The sequence below is a fragment of the Mesorhizobium sp. genome (assembly GCF_017306585.1).
Lineage (GTDB): Bacteria > Pseudomonadota > Alphaproteobacteria > Rhizobiales > Rhizobiaceae > Mesorhizobium.
Window position 1 is genome coordinate 18,008 of sequence record NZ_JAFKIC010000143.1, and the last position, 23,284, is coordinate 41,291.

The 23,284-nt window shown below is 58.6% G+C and carries 19 protein-coding genes and 1 pseudogene; 8 read left to right on the forward strand and 12 right to left on the reverse strand.

From position 1 onward, the window contains the following. Positions 1-372 precede the first annotated feature (372 nt). The 3 genes from J0I79_RS15345 to J0I79_RS15355 all read left to right on the forward strand — a co-directional run bounded on the left by J0I79_RS15345 (position 373) and on the right by J0I79_RS15355 (position 2,371). Complete coding sequence (locus J0I79_RS15345; protein ID WP_292860068.1) at positions 373-1,116, forward strand: DUF4142 domain-containing protein; 744 nt, start codon at positions 373-375, stop codon at positions 1,114-1,116. 22 nt (positions 1,117-1,138) lie between these two features. Continuing rightward, positions 1,139-1,735, forward strand: coding sequence for a hypothetical protein (locus tag J0I79_RS15350; RefSeq protein WP_292860071.1), 597 nt, complete (start codon positions 1,139-1,141; stop codon positions 1,733-1,735). A gap of 237 nt (positions 1,736-1,972) precedes the next feature. Then, positions 1,973-2,371, forward strand: a complete 399-nt coding sequence (locus J0I79_RS15355) for a response regulator (RefSeq protein WP_292860074.1) — start codon at positions 1,973-1,975, stop codon at positions 2,369-2,371. Positions 2,372-2,465: 94 nt separating this feature from the next. Here J0I79_RS15355 and J0I79_RS15360 read toward each other — a convergent pair whose 3' ends face one another. The 4 genes from J0I79_RS15360 to J0I79_RS15375 are packed head-to-tail and all read right to left on the reverse strand — an operon-like array spanning position 2,466 to position 8,372. Next, positions 2,466-3,593 (reverse strand): response regulator, encoded by a 1,128-nt coding sequence (locus tag J0I79_RS15360; RefSeq protein WP_292860076.1) that lies wholly within the window; start codon positions 3,591-3,593, stop codon positions 2,466-2,468. 8 nt (positions 3,594-3,601) lie between these two features. Next, positions 3,602-4,138 carry a chemotaxis protein CheB gene (locus J0I79_RS15365; protein ID WP_292860079.1) on the reverse strand — a complete coding sequence of 179 codons (537 nt, stop codon included), beginning with the start codon at positions 4,136-4,138 and terminating at the stop codon, positions 3,602-3,604. Positions 4,139-4,164: 26 nt separating this feature from the next. Next, entirely contained in the window at positions 4,165-5,004 is an 840-nt protein-coding gene (locus J0I79_RS15370) for a CheR family methyltransferase (protein WP_292860082.1), read from the reverse strand. Further along, positions 5,001-8,372 carry a response regulator gene (locus J0I79_RS15375; RefSeq protein ID WP_292860119.1) on the reverse strand — a complete coding sequence of 1,124 codons (3,372 nt, stop codon included), beginning with the start codon at positions 8,370-8,372 and terminating at the stop codon, positions 5,001-5,003. Before J0I79_RS15375 ends, J0I79_RS15370 begins: the two co-directional genes overlap by 4 nt. Before the next feature lie 1,035 nt (positions 8,373-9,407). On the opposite strand from J0I79_RS15375, the pseudogene J0I79_RS15380 reads away from it, so the two are divergent. Both J0I79_RS15380 and J0I79_RS15385 read left to right on the forward strand, forming a co-directional pair. Continuing rightward, positions 9,408-9,665: pseudogene (locus J0I79_RS15380) on the forward strand (hybrid sensor histidine kinase/response regulator); the annotation flags it as partial. Between the two features lie 21 nt (positions 9,666-9,686). Continuing rightward, a complete protein-coding gene (locus J0I79_RS15385) occupies positions 9,687-12,896 on the forward strand; it encodes a GAF domain-containing protein (protein WP_292860121.1) in 3,210 nt (1,069 codons plus the stop codon). Positions 12,897-13,139: 243 nt separating this feature from the next. On the opposite strand, the gene J0I79_RS15390 is transcribed toward J0I79_RS15385, so the two are convergent. Together J0I79_RS15390 and J0I79_RS15395 are read right to left on the reverse strand one after the other, a co-directional pair. Next, complete coding sequence (locus J0I79_RS15390; RefSeq protein ID WP_292860085.1) at positions 13,140-13,391, reverse strand: hypothetical protein; 252 nt, start codon at positions 13,389-13,391, stop codon at positions 13,140-13,142. Positions 13,392-13,746: 355 nt separating this feature from the next. After that, positions 13,747-13,938, reverse strand: a complete 192-nt coding sequence (locus tag J0I79_RS15395) for a CsbD family protein (RefSeq protein ID WP_292860088.1) — start codon at positions 13,936-13,938, stop codon at positions 13,747-13,749. Positions 13,939-14,059: 121 nt separating this feature from the next. Between J0I79_RS15395 and J0I79_RS15400 the strand changes: the two genes are divergently transcribed. Next, the gene (locus J0I79_RS15400) at positions 14,060-14,311 is read left to right on the forward strand and encodes a hypothetical protein (RefSeq protein WP_292860091.1); all 252 of its coding nucleotides are present in this window, start codon (positions 14,060-14,062) and stop codon (positions 14,309-14,311) included. 191 nt (positions 14,312-14,502) lie between these two features. On the opposite strand, the gene J0I79_RS15405 is transcribed toward J0I79_RS15400, so the two are convergent. Then, positions 14,503-15,582 carry a histidine kinase dimerization/phosphoacceptor domain -containing protein gene (locus J0I79_RS15405; protein WP_292860094.1) on the reverse strand — a complete coding sequence of 360 codons (1,080 nt, stop codon included), beginning with the start codon at positions 15,580-15,582 and terminating at the stop codon, positions 14,503-14,505. A 297-nt stretch (positions 15,583-15,879) separates the two neighbouring features. Here J0I79_RS15405 and J0I79_RS15410 point away from each other — a divergent pair, with 297 nt between their 5' ends. Then, positions 15,880-16,539 carry a CHASE3 domain-containing protein gene (locus J0I79_RS15410; protein WP_292860097.1) on the forward strand — a complete coding sequence of 220 codons (660 nt, stop codon included), beginning with the start codon at positions 15,880-15,882 and terminating at the stop codon, positions 16,537-16,539. A gap of 37 nt (positions 16,540-16,576) precedes the next feature. On the opposite strand, the gene J0I79_RS15415 is transcribed toward J0I79_RS15410, so the two are convergent. The 5 genes from J0I79_RS15415 to J0I79_RS15435 form a co-directional block, all read right to left on the reverse strand. Continuing rightward, entirely contained in the window at positions 16,577-17,794 is a 1,218-nt protein-coding gene (locus J0I79_RS15415) for an MFS transporter (protein WP_292860100.1), read from the reverse strand. A gap of 90 nt (positions 17,795-17,884) precedes the next feature. Then, the gene (locus tag J0I79_RS15420; RefSeq protein WP_292860103.1) at positions 17,885-18,385 is read right to left on the reverse strand and encodes a hypothetical protein; all 501 of its coding nucleotides are present in this window, start codon (positions 18,383-18,385) and stop codon (positions 17,885-17,887) included. 127 nt (positions 18,386-18,512) lie between these two features. Then, positions 18,513-19,022, reverse strand: coding sequence for a hypothetical protein (locus tag J0I79_RS15425; protein WP_292860105.1), 510 nt, complete (start codon positions 19,020-19,022; stop codon positions 18,513-18,515). A gap of 278 nt (positions 19,023-19,300) precedes the next feature. Then, the gene (locus tag J0I79_RS15430; RefSeq protein ID WP_292860107.1) at positions 19,301-20,341 is read right to left on the reverse strand and encodes a sensor histidine kinase; all 1,041 of its coding nucleotides are present in this window, start codon (positions 20,339-20,341) and stop codon (positions 19,301-19,303) included. Beyond that, positions 20,338-21,825, reverse strand: a complete 1,488-nt coding sequence (locus tag J0I79_RS15435; protein WP_292860109.1) for an ATPase domain-containing protein — start codon at positions 21,823-21,825, stop codon at positions 20,338-20,340. The genes J0I79_RS15430 and J0I79_RS15435 overlap by 4 nt, the downstream gene beginning before the upstream one ends. A 303-nt stretch (positions 21,826-22,128) precedes the next feature. On the opposite strand from J0I79_RS15435, the gene J0I79_RS15440 reads away from it, so the two are divergent. Continuing rightward, positions 22,129-22,362, forward strand: coding sequence for a hypothetical protein (locus tag J0I79_RS15440; protein ID WP_292860111.1), 234 nt, complete (start codon positions 22,129-22,131; stop codon positions 22,360-22,362). Positions 22,363-23,284: the final 922 nt, after the last annotated feature.

The window sequence follows — 23,284 nt, forward strand, 5'->3', positions numbered from 1 at the left end:
GGCATTACTGGTTGCTCAATCTCCGCAAGTGGATTGAGTTCCAAGGCGCGCGAGACCTGGGTGATCATCGTCCAGAACGCAGTCCGCCAACTGGCGTGACTGGATTCCTCCGAGACCACGCCAGTCGAGGTTGATGCGGCGCAGCAACATCAAGAATTTGAGAGAGTGCTGACGGTGATCGCCGGGCTTTGTCGTGTCGCATGCGGTCGCCATCCTCGGCAGTAAGTGGTCGGTTTTGCATGGCCAAGGTCGCTCGGAACGTGCTGGCGCAACATCAGGCTTCTTGCCTCATCAGTTCGACATCGGGTTGCGGAACAAAGCTGGCCTCGGGAGGTTGGGCTTTATAGCTCCTCCAGAAAAGGAAATCTGTACATGACAACACCCATCCGTTTGGCGGCGCTTTCGCTCGCCACAGCAATGACCTTTGCCCTGCCGGCTCTGGCCGCGGAGACCGCGCAGGATTTTGTTACGAAGGCCGCGATCGGCGGACTGTTCGAAGTCCAGGCGAGCAAGGCTGCTCAGGACAAACTGCAAGCCGCAGATCTCAGGAATTTTGCCCAGAAGATGATCTCGGATCATGGGGCCGCCAATGCAAAGCTTGAAAGCATCGCGGGCGAACAAAAGCTGCAGGTGCCTGCCGATCTTGATGGCCCACACAAAAGCGATCTCGACAAGCTGAAGTCGGCTTCAGGCCCGGTCGACGCACCTTATACCGACATGCAGAAGGCAGCCCATGATGAAGCGGTGACCCTGTTCGAGGCGTACGCCAAGGACGGAGACAACCCCGCACTCAAGTCCTTCGCAGCCCAGACGCTGCCGACACTCAAGATGCATCAGGAGATGATCCAGAAAGTTGCAACCACCGCGCCGGCAACCGGATCCGCCACGCCCGCCGTCACCTCCAGCGACACCAGTAACCCGGCGGCCCCCGTCCCCGGCGCCAACAGTTTCACCGAGGCTCAGGCGAAGAGTGCCATCGAAAAGGCAGGGTATGCCGACGTCTCTGCCCTCACCAAGGACGACAAGGGCATCTGGCGCGGAACAGCCAGCAAGGATGGCAAGTCCACGCCGATCGCGCTCGATTATCAGGGCAACGTCGTTGCCGGCGCAAAGTGATCCGAAACCGAGGAGAAATCAGATGAAAACCGTAACTGGATTGTTCGATAATTACGACGATGCCAACGACGCCGTAGGTGAACTCGTATCCACCGGGGTGCCGCGCAATGATATCAGCATCGTCGCCAACAACGCGACCGGTTGGCACAAGGGCGACGAGACCGAGGCGGGCGAGGATGCAGCCACCGGGGTTGGCGTGGGCGCCGTCGTCGGGGGTGCAGGCGGTCTGCTCACCGGACTGGGCCTGATGGCGATCCCCGGCGTCGGTCCGGTCGTTGCAGCTGGCTGGCTTGCTGCCACCGCTGTCGGCGCAGTCGGAGGCGCGGTGGTAGGCGGTGCCGCTGGCGGGATAGTTGGCGCCATGACAAAGGCGGGCGTCCCCGAGGACGATGCCCATGTCTATGCGGAGGGTGTGCGGCGTGGTGGCACAATGGTCACCGCAAAGATCGAGGACGATCTCGTTCCGGATGCCGACAGGATACTCAAGCAATACAATTCGGTCGATGTCGGCGGCAGACGTACTGAATACGAGGCCGGCGGATGGAGCGGTTTCGACCCGAATGCCGACGTCTATACCGCGGACGAACAGCAGCGCTTGAGAGCGCGACGCGATCTCTAGTCGACCCTGAGGGCGCCTGATGGGCGCCCTCTCCCCTGGATCGATCTTTGGCCGTACAGCACATGAGCGTGGCTCGGTGCTGATGCCACATCAGGGTCAGCAAAATTCACCCCCAAAAATTGTTCCCGAAACTGAAATCGGGGCTTGCAACAAAAGATGTTCACGGCATGCTGCCCGCAGTCCGGCGAGCATTGGCTTAGCGCTCGTGAGAGGCCAACCGACGAGCGAGAATTTTCAATGAACCAGAACGCAGTGCTGCTGGTCGAGGACGAGGCGTTTATCTTGCTCGACGTTCAAGCAGGGCTGGAGGAACAAGGGTTCAAGGTTGCGTGCGCCAAGAACGCCAAGGAAGCGATCGCGCTTTTTGATGAAGACCCCTCAGCGATCTCGGCCTTGGTGACCGACATTCGCCTCGGTGACGGGGCACTGGGGTGGGAAGTGGCTCGCCATCTGCGGCAGACCGTGCCCACGATGCCGGTCGTGTATATGAGCGGCGATAGCGCTAGCAATTGGCACTCTGAAGGAGTCCCGGGAAGCGTCATGATCCAGAAGCCATTCGTGCTGGCTCAGATCGTCACCGCTGTCGCGACGCTGCTCAATCAGCAGCCTCCCATCGTGCCGGATAGCAATCCGTAGAATCTTGTCGACGTTGAGATCCCATAGGTCGAGGTCAGGTCGTCATGCGCCAACCCCGTGGCTTCAGCTTGTGGTTAACCAGCTATGGTGACGGTTAGACGCCTTGCTCCTGCAGACTTGCCAGTGGCACCTTGAGCCGCAAAGAGAGCCCATCGTTTCTCCATTCTCGGTCGATGGTTCCGTCAAGGCCACGCAGCGCGACCCTTTCAAGAGTGGTTCCGAAACCTTCACGCCCTGACGCCTGCGGCAAAGGCGAGGCGACGCGCTCGTCCCAGTTGACATGAAGGCTATCATTCACAAGTGCCAAGTCGATCGTCAATCGACCATCGGGCGACGACAACGCCCCGTATTTTGCAGCGTTGGTGGCCAGTTCATGAAGCAAAAGAGCCAACGATGTCAGGGCTTTGCCAGCGAGTGGCAAATCAAAACCACTGACCATGATCCGCGAACCCTGCGCGTGTTCATGCGGAGCCAGGATCGCCTTGATCAAGGCTACGACCGTCGTCGCGGCGCCCATGGCATTCTCAGTGCCTAGATCGGGCAGCGTCAGGTCATGGGCGCGGGCAAGCGCATGGAGGCGGGATTTCAAATCCACCGAGAACTGCTGAACGCTCGTGGCACTTTGCGCACTGAGCGAGATGATCCCGGAAGTCACGCTGAACAGGTTTTTGATGCGATGATTTATCTCGCGCAGAAGCACCTCCTGCTGTGCCCGCGCATCCTTGTGCTGGGTGATATCGTGCCTCAGCGTGACCAGAAATTCGTCCTTGCGACGCCCAGCCTCTTCCAGGGCCTGTGCCTGTGCCGCCAACTCATCGCGCTGTGCCGCAATTTGCTGGCGCTGCCGATAAAGCTCGAAGAACACATCCGCCTTGCTGCGCAGAATATCGGGCTCGATCGGCTTTTGAATAAAGTCGACGGCCCCGGCCTCATATCCGCGAAAGCGTCGTTGACCGTCGGCGCTGCCGGCTGTCACGAAAATAATTGGAATGCGTCGCGTCCGTTCGTTGCCTCGCATCAGTTCAGCCAATTCGAAGCCGTTGAGGCCCGGCATTTGCACATCGACAAGCGCCAAAGCGACATCGTGCCTAAGCAGAAGCTCAAGCGCCTGATCACCTGATCGTGCTTTCAACACCACGAGGTTGTCCCGGCGCAGCAAAGCTTCGAGAGAGAGGAGATTTTCCTCGAGGTCGTCAACCAGAAGGCAGGTGCAGGGGGACATGGTTGGTCTCAAACCTCTTGCAGATAGGCTGCGATTGCGCTGAGCGACATACGTCTCGCGGCTGGACACATTTCAATGGCGGCTTGCGGCATCGCTGGTGCGAAGGCACCGTCCGGATCTTGAACGATTGCTCGGCCGCCGGCGTCCACAACGGCCAGCATGCCCTTGGCACCATCCTGGTTGGCGCCGGTGAGAATGACAGCAACCAAGGCAGCGCCATAAGCGTCGGCAGCGCTTTCGAACAGGACATCGATCGACGGACGCGAAAACAGAACCGGCTCATCGCTGGAAAGCGACAGTCCTTTGTCTGTCTCGACCAGGAGGTGATAGTCAGGCGGCGCAAAATAGATTGTTCCAGCGGCGATCGGCTCCTTGTCCTCAACCTCCCGAACCGGGATCCGGCATTTCGCCTGAAACAATTCGGCCAGCACACTGCGCTTGTCGGGCGGCACGTGCACGACCACCATGACCGGAAGCCGGAACCCTTCCGGCAGCGCCGGCAGAATGGTCGACAGCGCCTCCAGCGCTCCGGCGGAGGCGCCCATGACAATGGCTTCTGCCCGGACCGCCATCAATCGGCCCGCTTCTGATAGATTTTTTCTTCGCGCACGAAATCCGCGAAGGCAGCGGCATGAGGCGAGAAGCGTAAACTCTCCTTCGCCCCCAGACCGAGGAAGCCTTTGCGCGCGAGCGACTCCTCGAACAGGCCAAGAGCCCGATCCTGCAAGAGGCGATCGAAATAGATCATGACGTTTCTACACGAGATCAGATGCATCTCGCCGAACACGGCATCGGTGACCAGGCTGTGGTCGGAGAAGACCACGTTGCGACGCAGGCTTTTGTCGAACGATGCCCTGCCATAGGCAGCCTGATAATATTCGGACAAAGAGGACTTGCCGCCAGATTTGCGATGGTTCTCGGTGAAGAGCGGAATGCGGTCCAACGTAAATATGCCTGCCTCCGCGGCATGCAGCGCGTCCTGGCTGATGTCGGTGGCGTAGAAGATGGTGCGGTCCTCAAGCCCTTCCTCACGAAACAGGATCACCAGGGAATAGAGTTCCTCGCCGGCGCTGCAGCCAGCAATCCACACTTTGAGCGATGGATAAGTTCGCAGATGAGGCACGACCTTGTCCCGGATCGCCTGGAAATACGGCGGATCCCGAAACATCTCGCTGACTTGCACCGTCAGATACCGCAAAAGCCGCGGCAGCATCGACGGCTCATGGAGGAGGCTCTCCTGCATGGCGGAGAAATTGGGAAACCCCAGTTGCTCGCGCGCCTGTCTAAGGCGCCGTTTGATCGACGCCATCGCGTAGTTGCGAAAATCATAGTGATAACGCGTGTAAAGCGCCTCGAGCAGGAGGCGAATCTCGATGTCTTCGATTTTTTCCGAAGCGAGGCTCTCCGTCACTTTGGCATCCAGACACGCACGAGGGATAGCAGCCGCTCAACGTCCAGCGGCTTGGCCATATAGTCGTTGGCGCCGGCATCGATGCATCTTTGCTGATCGTCGGGCATCGCCTTGGCCGTGAGCGTGATGATGGGAAGTTTTTTCCAGATGGGGTTTCTGCGGATTTCGCGTGTAGCTTCCAGACCGTCCATGATCGGCATCATCACATCCATCAGGACGAGGTCGACGGCCGCGCCTTCCTTGCTGGAGAAGCGCTGCAGCGCGTCCAGTGCTTCCCGGCCGTTGCGAGCAATCTCGATGATGGCCCCGCGCGGCTCGAGGATGTTGGTGAGCGCATAGACGTTGCGGATATCGTCCTCAACGACCAGAATGCGCCTGCCCTCGAGCAAGGCGTCCCTGTTCCTTGCCTTGCGGATCATTTTCTGCTGTTCGTCCGGCAGTTCGGACACGACCTGGTGGAGGAAAAGGCTGACCTCGTCCAGCAGCCGCTCCGGCGATTTGGCGCCTTTGATGATGATCGATTTCGAGTAGCGGCGCAGTCGGTGTTCGTCATCGGCGGACAGTTCCCGGCCGGTGTAGACGATGACGGGCGGAAAGGCATAGGCCGTTTCGTCGCTCATCGTCTCCAGCAGCGAGTAGCCCGAGGCGTCCGGCAATGACAGATCGAGCACCATGCAATCGAAAGTCTGTTCCTTCAGCAATTTGAGACACTCAGCCGCGGTGCCGGCGGTCACGGTTTCGACATCGTGCGAGGTCAGCAGCTTTGCCACGGCCTGGCGCTGCACAAGATCGTCCTCGACGATGAGTACTCGATGAACGCGCTGCGAGAGCCTTGCTTCGAGCTTCTGCAGAACTTCGACCAGTTGCTCCCGCTTCACGGGCTTGAGCTCGAACCCGACGGCACCCAGCATCAACGCCGTTTCCGCGTGATCATCCGCCGAGACGATGTGGATTGGAATATGACGCGTCGCGACGTCGTGCTTGAGCCGATCGAGCACCGCCAGTCCAGACTGGTCCGGCAGCCCGACATCCAGAACGATAGCGCTGGGCATGAATTGCCGGGCCAGCGTCAACGCCTCCTCGGCGGTCCCGGCGACCAGGGACCGGAAGCCCATTTCGCGCGACAGGTCACGCAGGATTGCGGCGAATGTGTCATCGTCTTCGATGACCAGCAGAACGCGTTTTGCGTCAGGCACCGCATCTCGGTCGTCCGCGACCTTGCGGGGTTGCATGACTGCAGATGGACGCGGTGCATCGGTACCCGCCGCGCGAAGCGGGGTGGACGGCATAGCCTGGATGTCGCGCGCCTCGACCTTTGCGGGATCATAGGAAACGGGAAGCGTAATCGTGAAGGTGCTGCCTTCGCCCGGCTGGCTCTTCAAATCGATCGAGCCTCCGAGCAACCGTACGAGCTGTCGCGAGATGGAAAGGCCAAGACCTGTGCCACCATATTTGCGGCTGATCGTGCCGTCGGCCTGATGGAACGCTTCGAAGACGCTTTGCTGCTGCTCTTTCGCAATGCCGATGCCGGTGTCCGAAACCGAGAAGGCGATGCGTCCGTCACTCGTTCTCCGGATCGAAAAGGCGACCTGGCCAGTTTCAGTAAACTTGAAGGCATTGGACAAGAGGTTCTTGAGCACCTGTTCGAGCCGTTGCGGATCGGTCTCGATCGTTTCGGGAACGTCCTGCGCGATATCGACGGCAAAACCTAGCTTCTTCTCCTGTGCTACCGGCTCAAACAGATGGCGCAGATTGTTGGTCAGGCGCTGCACCGGGCTCGACTCAGCCCTGATTTCGACGTGCCCGGCTTCAATCTTGGAAAGATCGAGAATGTCGTTGATCAGGTTGAGCAGGTCGTTGCCAGAAGACTGAATGGTTTGCGCGTATTTGACCTGCTCCTCGCTCAGATTGTCATCCGGATTGTCGGCCAGCAGCTTCGCCAGGATCAGCGAGGAATTCAACGGCGTGCGCAATTCGTGGGACATGTTGGCGAGGAAATCCGATTTGTATCGGCTTGCCTGTTCCAGTTCTCGCGCCTTGAGATTGACGGAAGCATTGACCCGTTCAAGATCGTCGCGCTGCACTTCAAGCTGCTGCGCCTGCTCCTCAAGCTGGGAATTCGTTTGCTCAAGCTCGACCTGTTGCTGCTCGAGCCGCGCCTGAGACTCCTTTAGGGCTCGGCCTTGCTCCTCGAGTTCCTCGTTGGAAACGCGCAACTCCTCGCTCTGCGTCTGTAGCTCCTCCGATTGGCGCTGGGTTTCCTCAAGCAGGTCCTGGAGTTCGCCGCGATAGTTGGCTGACCGCACCGCGATGGCGATCGCTGCCGACGCCTCGTCCAGGAGATCCGCAGCCTTGTCGTCAATCGCTTGCAGGAAGCCGAACTCAAGGACGGCATTGACCCGGCCATCGACACTTGCGGGCACGACGATCAAATGCCTCGGCTTGTCCTGGCCTAACGCCGAACCAAATGTCAGATATCCGTCGGGTACGTCCCCTACCTTTATGGGACGGTTTTCTGCAGCGGCCTGCCCAAGAAGACCTTCCCTGTTTTTGAACTGCTCTGGAATGGGGGCACTCTCGGGAACGCCAAAAGTAGCTGCGCGACGGTAGAGGTTGCCATTGCCCACAAAAAGCGCGCCTGCGACAGCGCCAAGATAGCGCGCCAAGAATTCGAGAATGCTGTTTCCGAGTTGCTCGACGGATTGATCGCCGACAATCGTGGACGCTAGGCCGACCTGTCCTTTCTGCAGCCATTCCTCGCGCCGACCCGCCATTGTTGCCCGACGCATGAGCAAGCCGATCGCTATAGTCAGCAAGATGCCAAGCACACCGGAAAGCAAGCCAGTGACGAGCGCGGTTTGCTGAGCGGCACTCATGTCCACCAGGCGCCGGGAGCGAAGCGAGGATTCTTCCTGGGCCATCGCCGTCAGTTGGGCGCGGATCGCGTCCATTTCAATCTTGCCACGATCCGAATTGACGACCGCAAGCGCGGCGTCCAGACCTTGCGTCCGACGAATATCGATTGTCTGGGCGAGTTCGGCCAGTTTGGCCGCGACATGCACCTTGAGCGCCGCGACGGCTCGTTCCTGGGCGGGATTATCCTGGGTCAGCCGGGAGATCTCGTCGAGCTTGGCCGGAATCGCCGTCAGCGCGGCATTGTAGGGCCCTAGATACCTGTCGTTGTTGCTAAGAAGGAAGCCACGTTGACCCGTCTCCGCGTCCTGGGTGCTGGAAAGCAAGCCGTCCAAAGCGACGATGACATCGTAGGATTGGACAATCTTCTGGTTTCCGTCCCGCACCGCCTGAAGATTGAAAAAAGCAAGAATGCCGCTGGCCAGGAAGAACACAATCGCCACGGCAAGGCCCATCGCCACCGCTGGATCCAGCCCAAGTGTGCCTTCGGAACTAGAGGGGAATGGGCTTCTCGTCATTGCATCGATCTCGTGAAATGAAACCAGGGTTTGGAACGGCCGTGTGCAATTCCACTACAGCGAACCTCGTTAGGTTTCGACCTCTTGTGGATATCTTGTAAAGTGGATCTGGTTTCCGGAATAGCGAGCAGTAGCATCATCTCGCCGCCAATGCCGATGGCATTTGCGCCCCCATGCGGACAGCAGGGCGAACGCCGCCTTCTTTATGCAGCCTGGCAGCGAACGGTCTACACGATCGTCCCGGATTGGCGCTGCCAACTCTTGAGCAACAACGCGGCGGTTTTGAAATCGCCCCCGAGTTGGGACAGCAAGGTTGATCCAGTCAGCAGAAGCGACCGCGCTGACATTTCGCCATGCAACCAAAATCGAGTTCACTCGTTATGTCCGGTTCGATATTTGGGGGATATCTTGGCAGCATCCAATGAGGTCAGAACGGGGACTGCGTGTCGCAGTGCCGGCGAAATGGCTGGCCGTATCGCGTCGCTCCAATGGAGCGAGACCCCCATTGGATCCGCTGCATCCTGGCCGGTTGAACTGAAAACACTTGTCGACCTGATCCTGAATTCTGCTCAGCCCATGTTTGTTGCCTGGGGAGCGGAACGCATCTGGCTCTACAACGACGCCTTCATCCCAATCCTCGGCCGCAAGCACCCGACAGCTCTCGGCTTGCCAAGCCACCAGGTTTGGGCGGAAGCCTGGAACACGATCGGCCCCATGTTCGATCAAGTCTTCCAAGGCCAGCCCGTGCACATGCACGACATCGAGATCCGGATCGACAAACGGGGCGAGCCCGAGGAAGCGCACTTCGCTTTCTCCTATAACCCGGTCCGAACATCAGAGGCCGACGCGGTCGGCGGCATATTAGGCGTTTGCACTGAAACGACAGACAGGTTTCTTGCCGAAAGACGTGAGCGCCTGGCTGCCGAACGTCAGATCGGTCTCTTTGAACAGGCGCCCGGCTTCATCATCATCATGCGCGGGCCAGACCACGTCGTTGAATTCGTGAATGACGCCCATCGGGTAGTGTTCAACAGCGGCGGTTGGCTGGGAAACACGATCCGCGAAGCTTTCCCAAGCCTCGAAGGACAAGGTTTTTTCGAAAGGCTGGACGAGGTCTTCAAAAGTGGCGAGCCTTTCGAGGCGCAGGGCGTTCCTGTTCGGTTTCGACGCCTGCCGGGCGGTCCCGAAGAGACCCGCTTTTTAACCTTCATCTACGCACCGCTCTATGATGGCGGCGGCACTGTGACGGGAATTTTCTGCGAGGGATTCGACGTCACGGAGACATACCGAGCGAGAAAGCGAAGCGCGGCGCTTGCCGACCTCGGTGAGGCCGTGCGGGAAATTGAAGATCCCGACGACCTCGCCTATGCGGCGGCTGAGATCATTGGTCGCGAACTGGATGTCAGCCGCGCCGGCTACGGAACCATCGATCTGGCGCGCGAAACCATATCGATCGAGCGCGACTGGAACGCGCCCGGCATCAAGAGCCTCGCCGGCGTGCTGCATTTTCGCGACTATGGTTCCTATATCGATGACCTCAAACAAGGCATAACTGTCGTCTGCGAGGATGCTGACAAGGATGAGCGCACAAGCCACACCGCGCAAGCGCTGAAGGCAATCAGCGCCCAGTCATTCATCAACATGCCGGTCACAGAGCGGGGCGGCTTCGTGGCGCTGCTTTATCTCAACCATGATAGGCCCCGCCACTGGTCCGAGGAAGAGATCGGGTTCGTTCGCGAAATGGCCGAGCGCACCCGCACGGCAGTCGAACGAAGGCGCGCCCAGGCGGAGTTGCTCCAGAATGAAAGCCGCCTGCGCTTCCTCGATGCTCTTGGGAAGGAAACGGCAAAAAGCACGAACGCCGATACTATCCTTGAAATCACCACCAGGATGCTTGGGGAGCATCTTGGCGTAGCCATCTGTGCCTATGCCGACATGGAGGCCGATCAGGACCACTTTACCATCCGTGGAGACTGGCACCGACAGGGCTCGTCCAGCATCGTCGGCTATTATAGCCTGCAAGACTTCGGCAAGCTTGCCGTTCTCCGGCTTCGCCAAGGGCTGCCCCTGATCCTAAGTGACACTGGTGCGGAACTGCCGCCAGGAGAAGCCGCAGCGTTTGCGGCTATAGGCGTTGCCGCGACGATCTGCATGCCTCTCGTCAAGGAAGGACGCCTGACGGCGTTGATGGCCGTCCACGACAGCGCTCCACGTGCATGGACGCAGAACGAGCTTGCACTTCTCAACGAGGTCACCGAGCGCTCCTGGGCGCATATTGAAAGAGCAAGATCGGATCAAAGCGCGAAGGAGACAGCGGAAAGACTGAGCCTCGCCACCCAGGCAGCGGCAATCGGCACCTGGGACTACGATCCGGCCACCAGCCGGTTGCAGTGGGACAGGCAATGTCGGGCGCTGTTCGGCATCTTTTCCGACACAGAAGTCTCCTACGAAGGATCGTTTATCGCGGGCCTTCATCCAGAAGATCGGGAGCGAGCGGATCAGGCCGTTCGCAAGGCGCTGTCGCCGGAAGGCCCCGAACCTTTCAACATCGAGTACCGGACAGTCGGCCTCGAAGACGGCATCGAGCGATGGGTGGCTGCAAGCGGGCACGCAATTTTCGCCGGCGGTCAAGCCGTCCGTTTCATCGGTACCGTGATCGACATTTCCGGCCGCAAGAAAGCCGAGCGCAACCTAAAGATCATGAACGACACCGGTGCTGCTGTCGCAGCCGAGTTCGATCTCGACAAGATCGTTCAGACGACGACAGATGCTGGCGTGCAGCTGTCTGGCGCCCAATTCGGCGCGTTCTTTTACAATGTTCTCGATGACCAGGGCGCCAGCTATATGCTTTATGCCCTCTCCGGTGCCTCGCGTTCGGCTTTTGAAAATTACCCCATGCCACGCGCCACGGCGGTGTTCGAACCGACCTTCATGGGAACCTCCGTGGTGCGATCGGACGATATCCTGAAGGACCCGCGCTACGGCAACAACAAACCGCGCAACGGCATGCCGGAAGGGCATCTGCCTGTGCGCTCGTATCTCGCGGTGCCGGTTGTTTCGAATTCCGGCGAGGTTCTGGGCGGCCTGTTCTTCGGACACGCCGAGACCGGCAAGTTTCTGCCAGAACACGAAACCGCTCTCCTGGGGGTTGCCGGACACGCGGCTACCGCAATCGACAATGCTCGACTGTTCCAGGCTGCCGAACGCGAACTTGCGGAAAGACGACGTGCCGAGGCCGCGCTGCAAACGCTAAACTCGACGCTGGAACAACGAGTGATCGAGGAAGTTGCGGAGCGTTCGAAGGCAGAGGATCAGTTGCGCCAGGCGCAGAAAATGGAGGCTGTGGGCCAGCTTACAGGCGGCATAGCCCACGACTTCAACAATATGCTCGCAGTCATCATTGGAGGACTAAACCTGCTTAAACGCAAATTGTCTAAGGGCGAGACCGACGTTGAGCGGTTTGTCGAAGGCGCGATGGATGGCGCCCATCGCGCCGCGGCCCTGACACAGCGGTTGCTGGCGTTCTCACGCCAGCAACCGCTCAAGCCCGAGCCGATCAACGCCAACCGCCTGGTTGGCGGAATGACTGATCTCTTAGTCCGCACGCTGGGCGAGACGATAAAGGTCGAGACGGTTTTCGGCGCCGGCCTCTGGCAGGTCGAGGCAGATGCCAGCCAGTTGGAAAGCGCGCTGCTCAACCTGTCGGTCAACGCGCGCGACGCCATGCCCGCCGGCGGCAAGCTAACTATCGAGACGTCGAACGCCTATGTCGACGATCGATACGCGCGCGAGTCAGCCATCCCTGCGGGGCAGTTCGTGCTCATCGCGGTCACGGACACGGGCACGGGAATGCCTCCGGACGTTCTCGCCCGAGCATTCGATCCCTTCTACACCACTAAGAGCGTCGGCAAAGGGACCGGGCTCGGTCTCAGCCAAGTCTATGGATTCGTACGACAGTCAGGCGGAAATGTTAAAATCTATTCGGAACAGAATGTCGGCACGACCGTCAAGATCTACCTGCCAAGGCACTATGGCAGCGCCGAGCAAGCTGCGGACAAGACGCAGCCGAAGTCAATCGAGGGCGGCGTCCTGACTGAAATTATCATGGTGGTGGAGGACGAGGACCGTGTCCGCGCCGTCTCGGCCGAAGCATTGCGCGAACTTGGCTACACCGTCGTGGAGGCCAGCGGACCGGGTGAGGCGATCCACCTGATAGAGGCTGGACAGCCATTGTCCTTGCTGTTCACCGACGTGGTCATGCCGGAGATGTCCGGGCGGCAACTCGTCGATATCCTGCGCAAGAAGAACCCGAAGCTGAAGGTTCTATATACTACCGGGTACACACGTAATGCCATCGTTCACAACGGCATTCTCGATCCAGGCACCCAGTTGCTGCCCAAACCATTTAACCTTGAAGACCTTGCAGCCAAGGTGAGATCGATCCTGGACGAGTTGTCATAAAAGAGTAGAGCATTGGTATGCTGGAGAGGATTTGCGAGCCAAGGAATGCGGCAACGCTGCCCCATCTGCATACCAGAGCACAGCCGTACGGAAGAATGACATCCAGTCAGCTTCCTTGGCAAACGGGCAGCGTCACTGTCACAAATAGCGGTCGCAAATTCTGCTTCTGCCCATGGGCGCGAGCTTCGCAAACCTTGCGGTAAAGCGACGAGTGCCTAACGCCTGCTAACCCTTGTCGGCAAGTCAGCGAGCCGATTTCTTTTTAGTGGCAGGTTTTGACTGACCGGATTTGCTCTTCGATGCGGCGTCCTTGGAATGTGCCGCCATCGCGGGCGCGGCGCCGGTCGTCTTCACGGTCGCCGACTTTCCAGCAGCAGCAGTTTTAGCTACGGCCTTGGCAGGCCGCGCCTTCTTGGCCGGTGCCTTTTTGGGCGCAACCCTCTGCGGCTGATCTTTCGAGGAGAACAGCCCCGCGATGCTATCGATGATTGACATAACAATTCCCTCCATTTGAATTCGATCATCAATGCCGGATGACCCGCACGAGTTCCATTAGGCTCGCGAGCCAAGGTATTAAGTGGAGGCGCTTCTGCTGTCCAATACAGCCAACACCGACTTCGTTGAGCTTTCGCGCAAGCATGCTGCGCTGCTCACGATCCGTATCCGAAAGGATTTGACCGGAGCGCGAGCCAATAATGTGGCCGAAAACGGTTGAAGCGATAGTTAGCCACTTCGCCATCACCGCACTGCTACAAATTGCGATCGATCGGCTCAAAAAAGAGAGCCCGCGTTTTGGTCGGGCTCTCGTCTTTGTGGACATGACTTGAAGCTACAGCAGTCAGGCCGGATGTCAGGTTTTGTCGACGATCTTTTTCACTGCGTCCTTGACGTCGCCCTTGGCAACTTGCGCATTGCCCTTGGCTTCCTGCACAGCGCCCTTCGCCTGTTCTTCATGGTTGCCAATGGCGCGACCGGCGGCCTGCCGAGCCTTTCCTGCAATCTCGTTTGCAGTGCCTTTGATCTTGTCTGTCGTGCTGCTCATATCGAGTCTCCGGTTGCGATGCAGACAAATGCGTTGGTTGCGACAAAGTTCCCGCCCGTCAAATCTCACTGCGCCAGATGATCCAGTTCCGATTGGAACGGGTTCAAGGCCTTCACGTTGTATGTCGGAAAATTTCGAGGGCGCCATTACCATGGTCATGTTCAACGACGCGGAACTCAAGCTGATCGCGGAGGGCGCCAGACCTAGCGACGAAAAAGTCCTGCTGATTATCGCTGCCCAGAACCGCTTCAGCGTCGATCCGGCGCGCCGGACTCCGAGCGCAAGCTCGTTGGCCGAACCCAATCCGCAGCCAAAATCCAGGCGCCTTGCATTCGTTATAGGACGATTGATCCAAGTTTTAATGGGTCGATGAAAACTGCTGAAAGCTTTTGCGCCATCGCGCGTCCCACGTACAACACCAGGGTCCAGAAATTGTGCATATCGGACACGAACCGGATCACGCTTTCCATTGAAGCTAGACCGAAGTAGCAAGCGCCACTCTCTTCTGTCATCGCACGGAAATATGAAGCGGGCCAGGTTGGCCCCATCGATGAATGGCCGGACCTAAGCGTTTACCGCAACCGAACGCCTGAATACGATTTTGACCCTGGTGCCCTCGCCCAGTGTCGAATCGACCTTGAACTGCGCCTTGGCGTTTTCAGTCAACGAGCGCGCGATCAACGCTCCGAGCTTGCCAGGCTTGGGCCATGTCTCGCCCGTTGGTAGCCCGACGCCGTCGTCCGCCACGGTAATTTGGCAGCCATCGCCATCAACGACGCTGTGCAGCGTTATCGTACCGCCATCTCGTCCCTTGAAGGCATGTTTCAGCGCGTTTGTGAGTAGCTCATTCACCACCAGCCCTGTCGGCATCGCAACATTTATCGACACTGGGTAGGTATCCACTTTCATGTCGAGCCGAATGCCTTCGACCGCATGTGACGCCATGACGGCCGACGCGATCTGGCTGAGATAGATGCCGAGGTCCACCTCGTCTTTTTGCTCGTCGGCCGACAGTGCCTGATACAGAATTGCCAATGCATCGACACGGCCCGCCAATCGTTCGAATCGCTTTTGGTCCGGCTCGGTCGCGTTTCGGGTTTCCATGCGGATAAGGGCTGTGATCATCTGAAGATTGTTCTTCACGCGGTGCTGCAGTTCACGCAGAAGGGTATCCTTCTCGCGGATCTTCTCCTCGGCGGACCGCTCCGTCTCTGCTCCACCGTGAGACGATACGTCGACAAGCGCCACGAGCCGGAAGCAGCTTTTGCCATTGTCGTCGACAATCACATTCGAATAGGCATCGACGACAGGCGCGGGCTCATCGCCGCGATCGAGACGAAACGTGCCAACAAAATCATTCTCTGTCAGAACGGCTTCGGACAGCGCCTGTTGCTGACCAATTCCTGTGCCGGAAAGTGCGGCCCAATTTTTCTGGGAAAGGGTAGCCGCGCTGAGGCCAGAGAGGCTCTCGAATTCCGGATTGGCATATACGACCCGTTCTTTTGCGTTCAGGTCCGACACAGCTATGGCGATCGGCACCTGATCGAGAAATTTCTTGAACTGCTCGCTTTCCAGCGCTGTGGCTAGGTCCGGCGTATCGAGCAATTGGTCGACCGCGTCGGCTTTTTCCGGATCGGATGTCATTTGGGGCGCGTAATCCACATTCGCAGTATCAGTAACAGTCCTGAACCTTGGCCGCCATCGCCAAGACGCTGGATAATTCCACGACGGGTAATGCGTCGGAGCAGCTTGCCAAGGGCATCCGCGCTGAGCAAAGCTTGTCGTGTCGAACATATCGCAGCGCCAAGCGTTCGGACCAAGTTACACGCCGGCGCTGATTTTTATCGCGCATCCCGCTTATCCCGACTATCACTAGGCAGCGCTACATAGCCACCGGCTTCTGAAATCAGGGAGGTCGGGCGGAGATCTGGAAGATTGGGCATGGTGGCGGGACGCCTCAAAGCACTGCTTCACCCTGCATTTCTCTTACGTTCGTTGCCAATGGTGGCGGCGCTTGCCATCAGTTGCTTCATCACGTTCGAGTTCAACGCCGCCGCGCGGGAGGCGCACTCGATGGTCGAGCATTCGATGAGCGCGCTTGCGGCGATGGATCAGGTGCTGTCATTGCTTCAAGATGCGGAAACAGGTCAGCGCGGCTATATCGTTACCGGCGATGACGCGTATCTTGCGCCCTATCGAGCCGCTCTCCACGGGATCGAACCTGGCTTGCAGCGCCTGGATCTCTTGATCATGAAAAATACCGCTCAGCATGACAGCGTGGAACGGCTGCGCGCAATCTCTGCCCGTAAGCTGGCAGAAATGAAGGACGTCATCGACGTTCGGCGGCAACAGGGTCTGCAAGCGGCCGCAAATCAAGTTGCTCTCAATGTCGGCAAGACGGAAATGGACGAACTGCGTGGCGAGATCGGGGAAATGAAGGCTCGTGAAACCACCATCCTGCGCGACAAGGAAAATCTGGTAGAAGCACGCAATGACCGGATTGTGATTATTTCGATTGTAGCTCTCCTCATCAGCCTTGCCGGAAGGCTTGCCTCATCGCTTATAAGGGTCCCCTCGCAGTTCCGACGAAACGGCTCCTGACCTTGCCAAGCTGTGTCGCGGTTTTCGATCCGTCCTGTTAATCCTTGCAGGCTGGCCGAAGAATTTTGGCAAACGCCAGCCAAAGAGCCAGTGAGCCCAAGGCGAAACCACCGAGGATCACGAACGCGGGGCTGTAGCCTATTTCCTGGGCTATCCAGCCACCGATTGCGGGACTGAGCGACGCGCCAAGACCTTGCACGGTAATGACCGCCCCTTGCCCGACATTGACGCGTCCCGTCCCATTGAGAATCCGGGCAACAAGGCCCGGCACCGCGACGCTCTGCAGCCCCGCGCCGATCCCGTCGAGCATCTGGACCGGGTAGACACCCCAGTGCTGCAGCACGATGGCGGCGATCAGGCCCCTGATTGGCAAAGCCAAGAACGAGATCAGCATGATCAGCCAATAACCCTCCTTCTCGGCAAAGCGCATGGCGAGCAGGGAGACAACGATCATAACGGCCTGCGCGACCACGATGGTCATGGCGACAAAGCCAGCCGGATCACTGTTGGTCTTGTTCACCACCGCCAGACCATAGAGAGGGAGCATGGCCCCGTTTCCGAGATGGAAGAAGGCAAGAGCGGCAGCAAGGATCAGCAACGGCTTGCATTCCAGCAAAACCCTTAATCCGCCGGCTTTTTCGCCCTCGGATGTGCCCTCTTTCATGCCGCGGGCTGCCCTGTCGTCGATGGACTTGGATGGGATCATCAGCACAGAGGCAATCGAAAGCCCACCGAATATCGCCGCGAGCAGAAAGACGGCCGGGAACCCGAACTTCCAGCCAAGGATGCCGGAAAGACCGGCGCCAACCAGGTTTCCGGCATGATTAAAGGCCTGGTTGCGTCCGTTCTGGCGATTGAACCCTGCCTGGCGCACCATGCCAAGCGTGATGCCAGCAACGGCCGGGCCAATGGCGGCGCCAGCCACTGCCGTCGCCACCTGGGAAGCGGCGACCAGCCAGAACTCTTGCGAAAGCAAGATCAGTGCCGACGCCAATACCGTGAAGATACCTGGAATGACGACGTAAAGCCGTTTGTGCGAGGTGGCGTCGACCATCGCGCCTGCTGGCGCCGTCATCAGCATGCCGGCGACGCCACCGATGGTCATCACCGTTCCGATCGGGCCGCTCTGCCAGCCATGCGCCAGCAGGAAGACACCGAGAAAAGGCCCGATGCCAGCCTGCATGTCGGCCATGAAAAAATTCAAGGCCTGAAGCGGCCAGATGCCCTTTGCCGGACTGGCGGACTTCTTGTCCATTATGGTCGCTTTCGCTCACAATTCATTCAGCGCAACACGCCCACGCAAGGCAGGCGTGTTGCGCCGGGCCAAGCTGGAAGTCTAACTCGGCTACTCTCGCGCCGTAGAGCCCGCGAGGTCCGCCCATTTGGGATCCGACGCCTCGACCGGTTTTGCCTTGCGAAGGTGGCCATCGAACTCCATGTGGAGTTCGTGCAGAGTTCCGTCCTGCGCTTGGCCGAGCAGTTCGAAATGCTTGGGCTTCCGGCGCGGATCGCCTATCAAAGTGTAGCCTTTGGCTTTGGCTTCCCTGATGGCGGCTGCCGGATCGGCATCGGCCTCATGATGGTCTGGTGGACCCTTGTGGTCGATAGTGGTCGACCGACCACCGTCCTCGGCGTAACGTTCGACCTTGAGTTCGGACGGCTTCATTTGCCCAGTCAGAGTGACCCGCGCGCCGACGCGCAAGGCAATGGTTTCGGTACCTCTTGGCGTCACGTCCGCCAGGATTCGGCCTTTGCTTGTTTCGACCACGAAGCGGTGGGCGAAGACGTCACAGATTGTCCCTGTAAGGGTGACAGTTTCGTGTTGAGGCATTGGGAATTCCTTCAAGAGAGGTCAGTGTGGATGCCGGTGCGGACAACGTGCCCGCACCATCGGAGTTCCTGCGGATATGGTTGGTGCCGGTGAGATGAGGTGACGCCGACGATCTGCAGGAGCCGCGTGATATTGGTCTGGCTCAGCCGGCCCCTCCGGGAGGGACGGGCGCCACGTCGGGCCGGCGCAAGCGATCCAGCAGGCCACGCGGGCCTGGCCGCGGCGGCCGCAGGCTCTCAGCCTTACCGTCGGCGTGCATCAGCAACTCGCCGTGGATGAACCCGTTATCGAAGTGCCCTTGAACCGTCAGGGTCTCACCGGCCGCGACGAGTTGGCCCCCTTCACCAGCCCTGCCGGTTTCGACCAAGGCCCTGCCGCTGCCATCGTCGACAACAAATTTGTTGCCATAGATCTCAACCACTTTGCCTTTGACCGCGACGTCGCTGTCGGACGCGAGCTTGGTGATGGCTGTGGGCTGCATCAGCACTACCCGCTCGCGTGGAACGGAGAGAATGGTAGCGCCAGCACCGGCAACAAGGCCAACCGCGATGAGTCCGGCCGCGAACAGCCCTGTCAGGTAGGGCCGGCGTGCGGAATGAGACTGCGGTGGCGGGTTGGCCGGTTCCGGGGCAGCGGTCAGAGTGTCGGTCATGATGGTTACCTTCTGATGGTTTGGACTGCCGCGGTTCTATCGCAGGCACTGGAAACCGAGCCTGAACCAGTTCGTTCAGGCTCGGTTCAGCGGACAGCGAGTGGATGAAGTGGCGCCAGCACACAGCTTCGGTCTGCCGATCGCCTGCGAGTTCGCGAAACTTAATGGCGACCGCCTGGACCTTTCGCAAGGTTTGAAGGGATGGCTTAGAGTCCTGGCAAGGTTGCCAACGACCCCCCTTAGAAACTGGAGACCATCAGGCGCCCACCGGATTCACGTCAGTAAGCTGGCACCAGCCTGGTGTCGCGAAGCGGCAATTCCATAGAGAACCGCAAGCCTTCCGGACGGTAATCCAGCTCGACCTTGGCGTTGCATTGCACGGCGACAACCCTTTCAAGCAGAGTGGTCCCAAAGCCGCGACGCTTGGGCGGCTTGACGGTTGGGCCATTGCGCTCGCTCCATTCAAGGCGCACGGTTTGTCCATCGGGGGAAGTGCTGATCGCCCAATGCACGTCAAGCCTGCCTTCGGACTTCGACAGCGCTCCATATTTCGAGGAGTTCGATGCGAGCTCATGGAAGGCCATGCCGATGGGTATTGCTATATCGGCGACGAGGGAAACATCTGGTCCATCCACCATAATGCGCGAAGGCGCCACGGTGTCATAATGCTGAAGTTCACGCTCAAGCAATTTGTGCAGCATCGCCGTTTGCCAGTAGTCGTCGGTAAGCATGGAATGCGTGTCGGCCAGCGAGACCAGCCGTGCCGAGAACTCCCGCACAAAGTCCTCTATGTTGCCGCTTGACCTGGCGGTCGCTCCCATCATTGCCCTGACGTTGGCCAAGGTGTTTTTCACGCGATGGTGAAGTTCCCGGATCAAGAGCTTCTGGCGCGCGGCGATCTCCTGGGTCTGCTCGATGAACGATTTGACCTCGAGTTGGCGAGCGCGTGCCCGCAAGGCGGATCGCACGGATTTGGCAAGGCTTGAAGCCAGAAACGGCCGCTCCAGAACGATCAGATAGTGGTCGAGAAAGCTCAGTCTTTCGTCGACTTCCGTGCCGCGCATGGTCAGCAGAACGATGGGAAAATCAGACCAAGGTGGCTGGTTTTGAAGCCATGCGGCAAGCGCCGTGCGATCCGAACTCAACAACGCTTCTTCCGCGATGACGAGGCATTCAGCATCATCCATCGCCTTCACCGCATCGGCCAGATCGACGCAGATTTGCGGTTCAATCCCCTGGGAACTTAGGATCGAAGCCGCAACTCTGGCGTCACGCCCGACCGGCGCCAACACTAGGACCTGAGACCCGGGGGGCATCATGACGACTCATCTGGAAGAAGCTCATTTCGCTTGCCCTCAAACGAAGGCACGCCGGTCAGAATGCCCCTGAACTGTTCGAGTGGTTCACCCACCGCGAGCCCAGTCCCGGTTATCCTAAACTCGCGAATTGTGTCTTCGTGCGGCCCTACTCGCTTCTTGGTTACCGATATAGCGCGCCTCAATCGTCCGGCGTTTTCGAAGAAACGCAAAAGCATCACGGAATCGCACAGATACGTCATGTCCACCGAGGCCGCCATTTGCCCCAACAGGCCGTGATTTGCCAAAAGCAGGATTGTCACGACGCCTTTCTGATTGAGGTAGGTGAGGATCTCATGCATCTGAAGAATGAGATGTTGTTCCTCAGACATCGCGTTGAGGTAGCCGGTGAGACTATCGATCACGACTATCCTCGCACCAGCCCCTTCGACCGCACTCTGGATGCGTGAGGACAACTCTCCAGGCGATAGCTCCGCAGGCTCGACCTTCTCCAGCAAAAGAAGCCCATTATCGACAAATGGATTGAGATCGATCCCCAGGCCCTTGGCGCGGGTCAGGAATATTCGTTTGGTTTCGTCGAAAAGCAGAACGAGCGCACCCTCGCCGCTCTTTAATGCCGTATGGCAAAATGTCGAGGCGATGGTTGACTTGCCCACGCCGGAGGGTCCGATTAGGAGCGTACTGGTGCCCCGGGCCAGGCCGCCGCCCAGAAGTGTGTCGACAGGGCTGCCACTCAGCGCGGGGTCACCGTGCTCGCCCATTTCGTGATCGGCGGCCACCAGACGGGGGAACACCGTTACCCCGCCAGGGCGAATGACAAAGTCGTGGAACCCGCCTCGTATCTCCACGCCCCGCATCTTCACCACCCGCAAGCGCCGGCGCTCACCGCCATAAACCGGCGCGAGTTGCTCCATCCTGATTACGCCATGGCTGATCGAATGCAGGTTCAGATCATCGTGTTCGGCGGTGAGATCATCCAGCAGGAGGACGGTTGCGTTGTTGAGGAGAAAGAAGCTCTTGAGCGCCAGGACTTGCCGCCGATAACGCAGCGAGCCCTGCGACAACAACCGGATCTCAGACAGTGAGTCGAAAACAACGCGGTCAGGTTTCAGGCGAGCGATCTCACCCAACACCGATTGCACCGTCTCGCCAAGTTCGAGGTCCGATGAGTGCACCAGGGTCTGCAGTTGCGAAGGATCAAGACTGAGTTCGGGAGGAACGAGCTCCAATATGTCGATGCCGTCGAGCGCCAGCCCGTGTCGGTGTGCCACCGACTGGAGTTCACGCTTGCTTTCCGAGAGCGTGATGTAGAGGCATTTTTCACGGCGTCGAGCGCCCTCTACTAGGAACTGGAGCCCGAGCGTGGTCTTTCCTGACCCTGGCCTTCCTTCGATCAGATGGGATCGATACTTCGCGAAGCCTCCGCGCAGTACATAGTCCAGCCCGTCCACTCCAGTCGGTACCGGCGATGCATCATCTCGTTCCAACTTGCCCTCACGCTTTGACGATGAGCACCCTAACGGCTGGTATTTTCAATGGTTCCACAGCGGCGAGACAGGTCCGCGACGGCGATATGCGCCTCTGATCTATCGGCGTCTGAAACTCGAATTCGCGTAGAGATAGACAAGCCAGGTGCGGCAGCGAGCTGAGTTTCACTCTTGCATTTTTAGTGACAGATCTAGGGCGTATGGTCACCTACATTGATGCTGTCCTATACAAGTGGAACTGCGGTTTAAGCGTATTGCTGCCGGCAGCTTTTGATGCGAGGACGTTCAGTATGTGTTATCGACGTGACCGACGGCCACATAGCCAAACTCACGCTTGCCACGCGTGGCCTCCGTTACGCGGATCCAATGATGTTCATCGCGCCGCAACGTCACTGGCCGCCGGATTTGGACTTCGGCAGCCTTGAATGGCAAGATAGCCATGACAAGAGCGGACGAAACAACAACTGCGCCTGCCATAATGTCTACTCGATATTGACGTTGCAAAGCAGAACCCAATTGCTTTTTGAATTGAAATAATATTTATCAAAATACTATTTATTTATACCAGCAAGATAAAGCTAACGCACTCCAGATGTGAAGCGACCAAGCGCGCGGTAGTCTGCCCCTAGTCACTAGCAGTTAGAGACAACAGCCCGCCGCTGATGATGCAGAGACGGGCTGTCGTTTAAGCGCTCAGTTGAGGGGAAACCGAGCACGACGGAAACTCGGCCGACCGCATTATGTTCCACATCCCCCGACCGGAGCCCGCTTCAGATTCCAGATCTACTCAGTTCATGATTGAGCCTGAAATCGGCTATGCGCTAAGCCGTTGGCGCTTCTGAAGATTTGGCTTTCGTACGTCTTTTTCATAGGTGCCTATCATGCCAGATTAGGAACGGTAATTGCGGCTGAGCGAAACTGTATGTGTGCTTGGCATGATGAAGGTTGCACCTAAATCCGAATCGCCCTCGAAGTTGTTCAGCCTGCCCAAAATGGGCACGCTGATAATTCTTGATCCATCGTGGCGACGCAGCCAATCCTTGCTCTCACATGCTGGTGGCGGGTCTAATACAGACTCCGCCGGCGGACTGGCTTTTGAATCCGACCCAAGGCCACATTGGGAGCAGAGATCCGCATCGGCGGCGGCGGTTTGATTGCGAGTACCCGCTTACGGCGGACTCGCCACGCTGCCGCAATGCTGGCGACGAATGTGTGTAAATCCATGGGCGCTTTTCTCCGAGCGTCCCCCCATAGGCAAGCTACCCACTTGTGCAGCGTGCGACATTAACCTTTGATAAGAGAAATTCTAGACCACGCCGGTGCCGCCATTGGCCCCGAACACGCTGCCATTGGTAAAGCTCAGATCGTTGGACGCAAGCGCGACATAGATGGGACCAAGTTCCGCAGGCTGGCCTGCACGACCGAGCGGCGTGTCCTGTCCGAATTCGCCGAGCTTGCC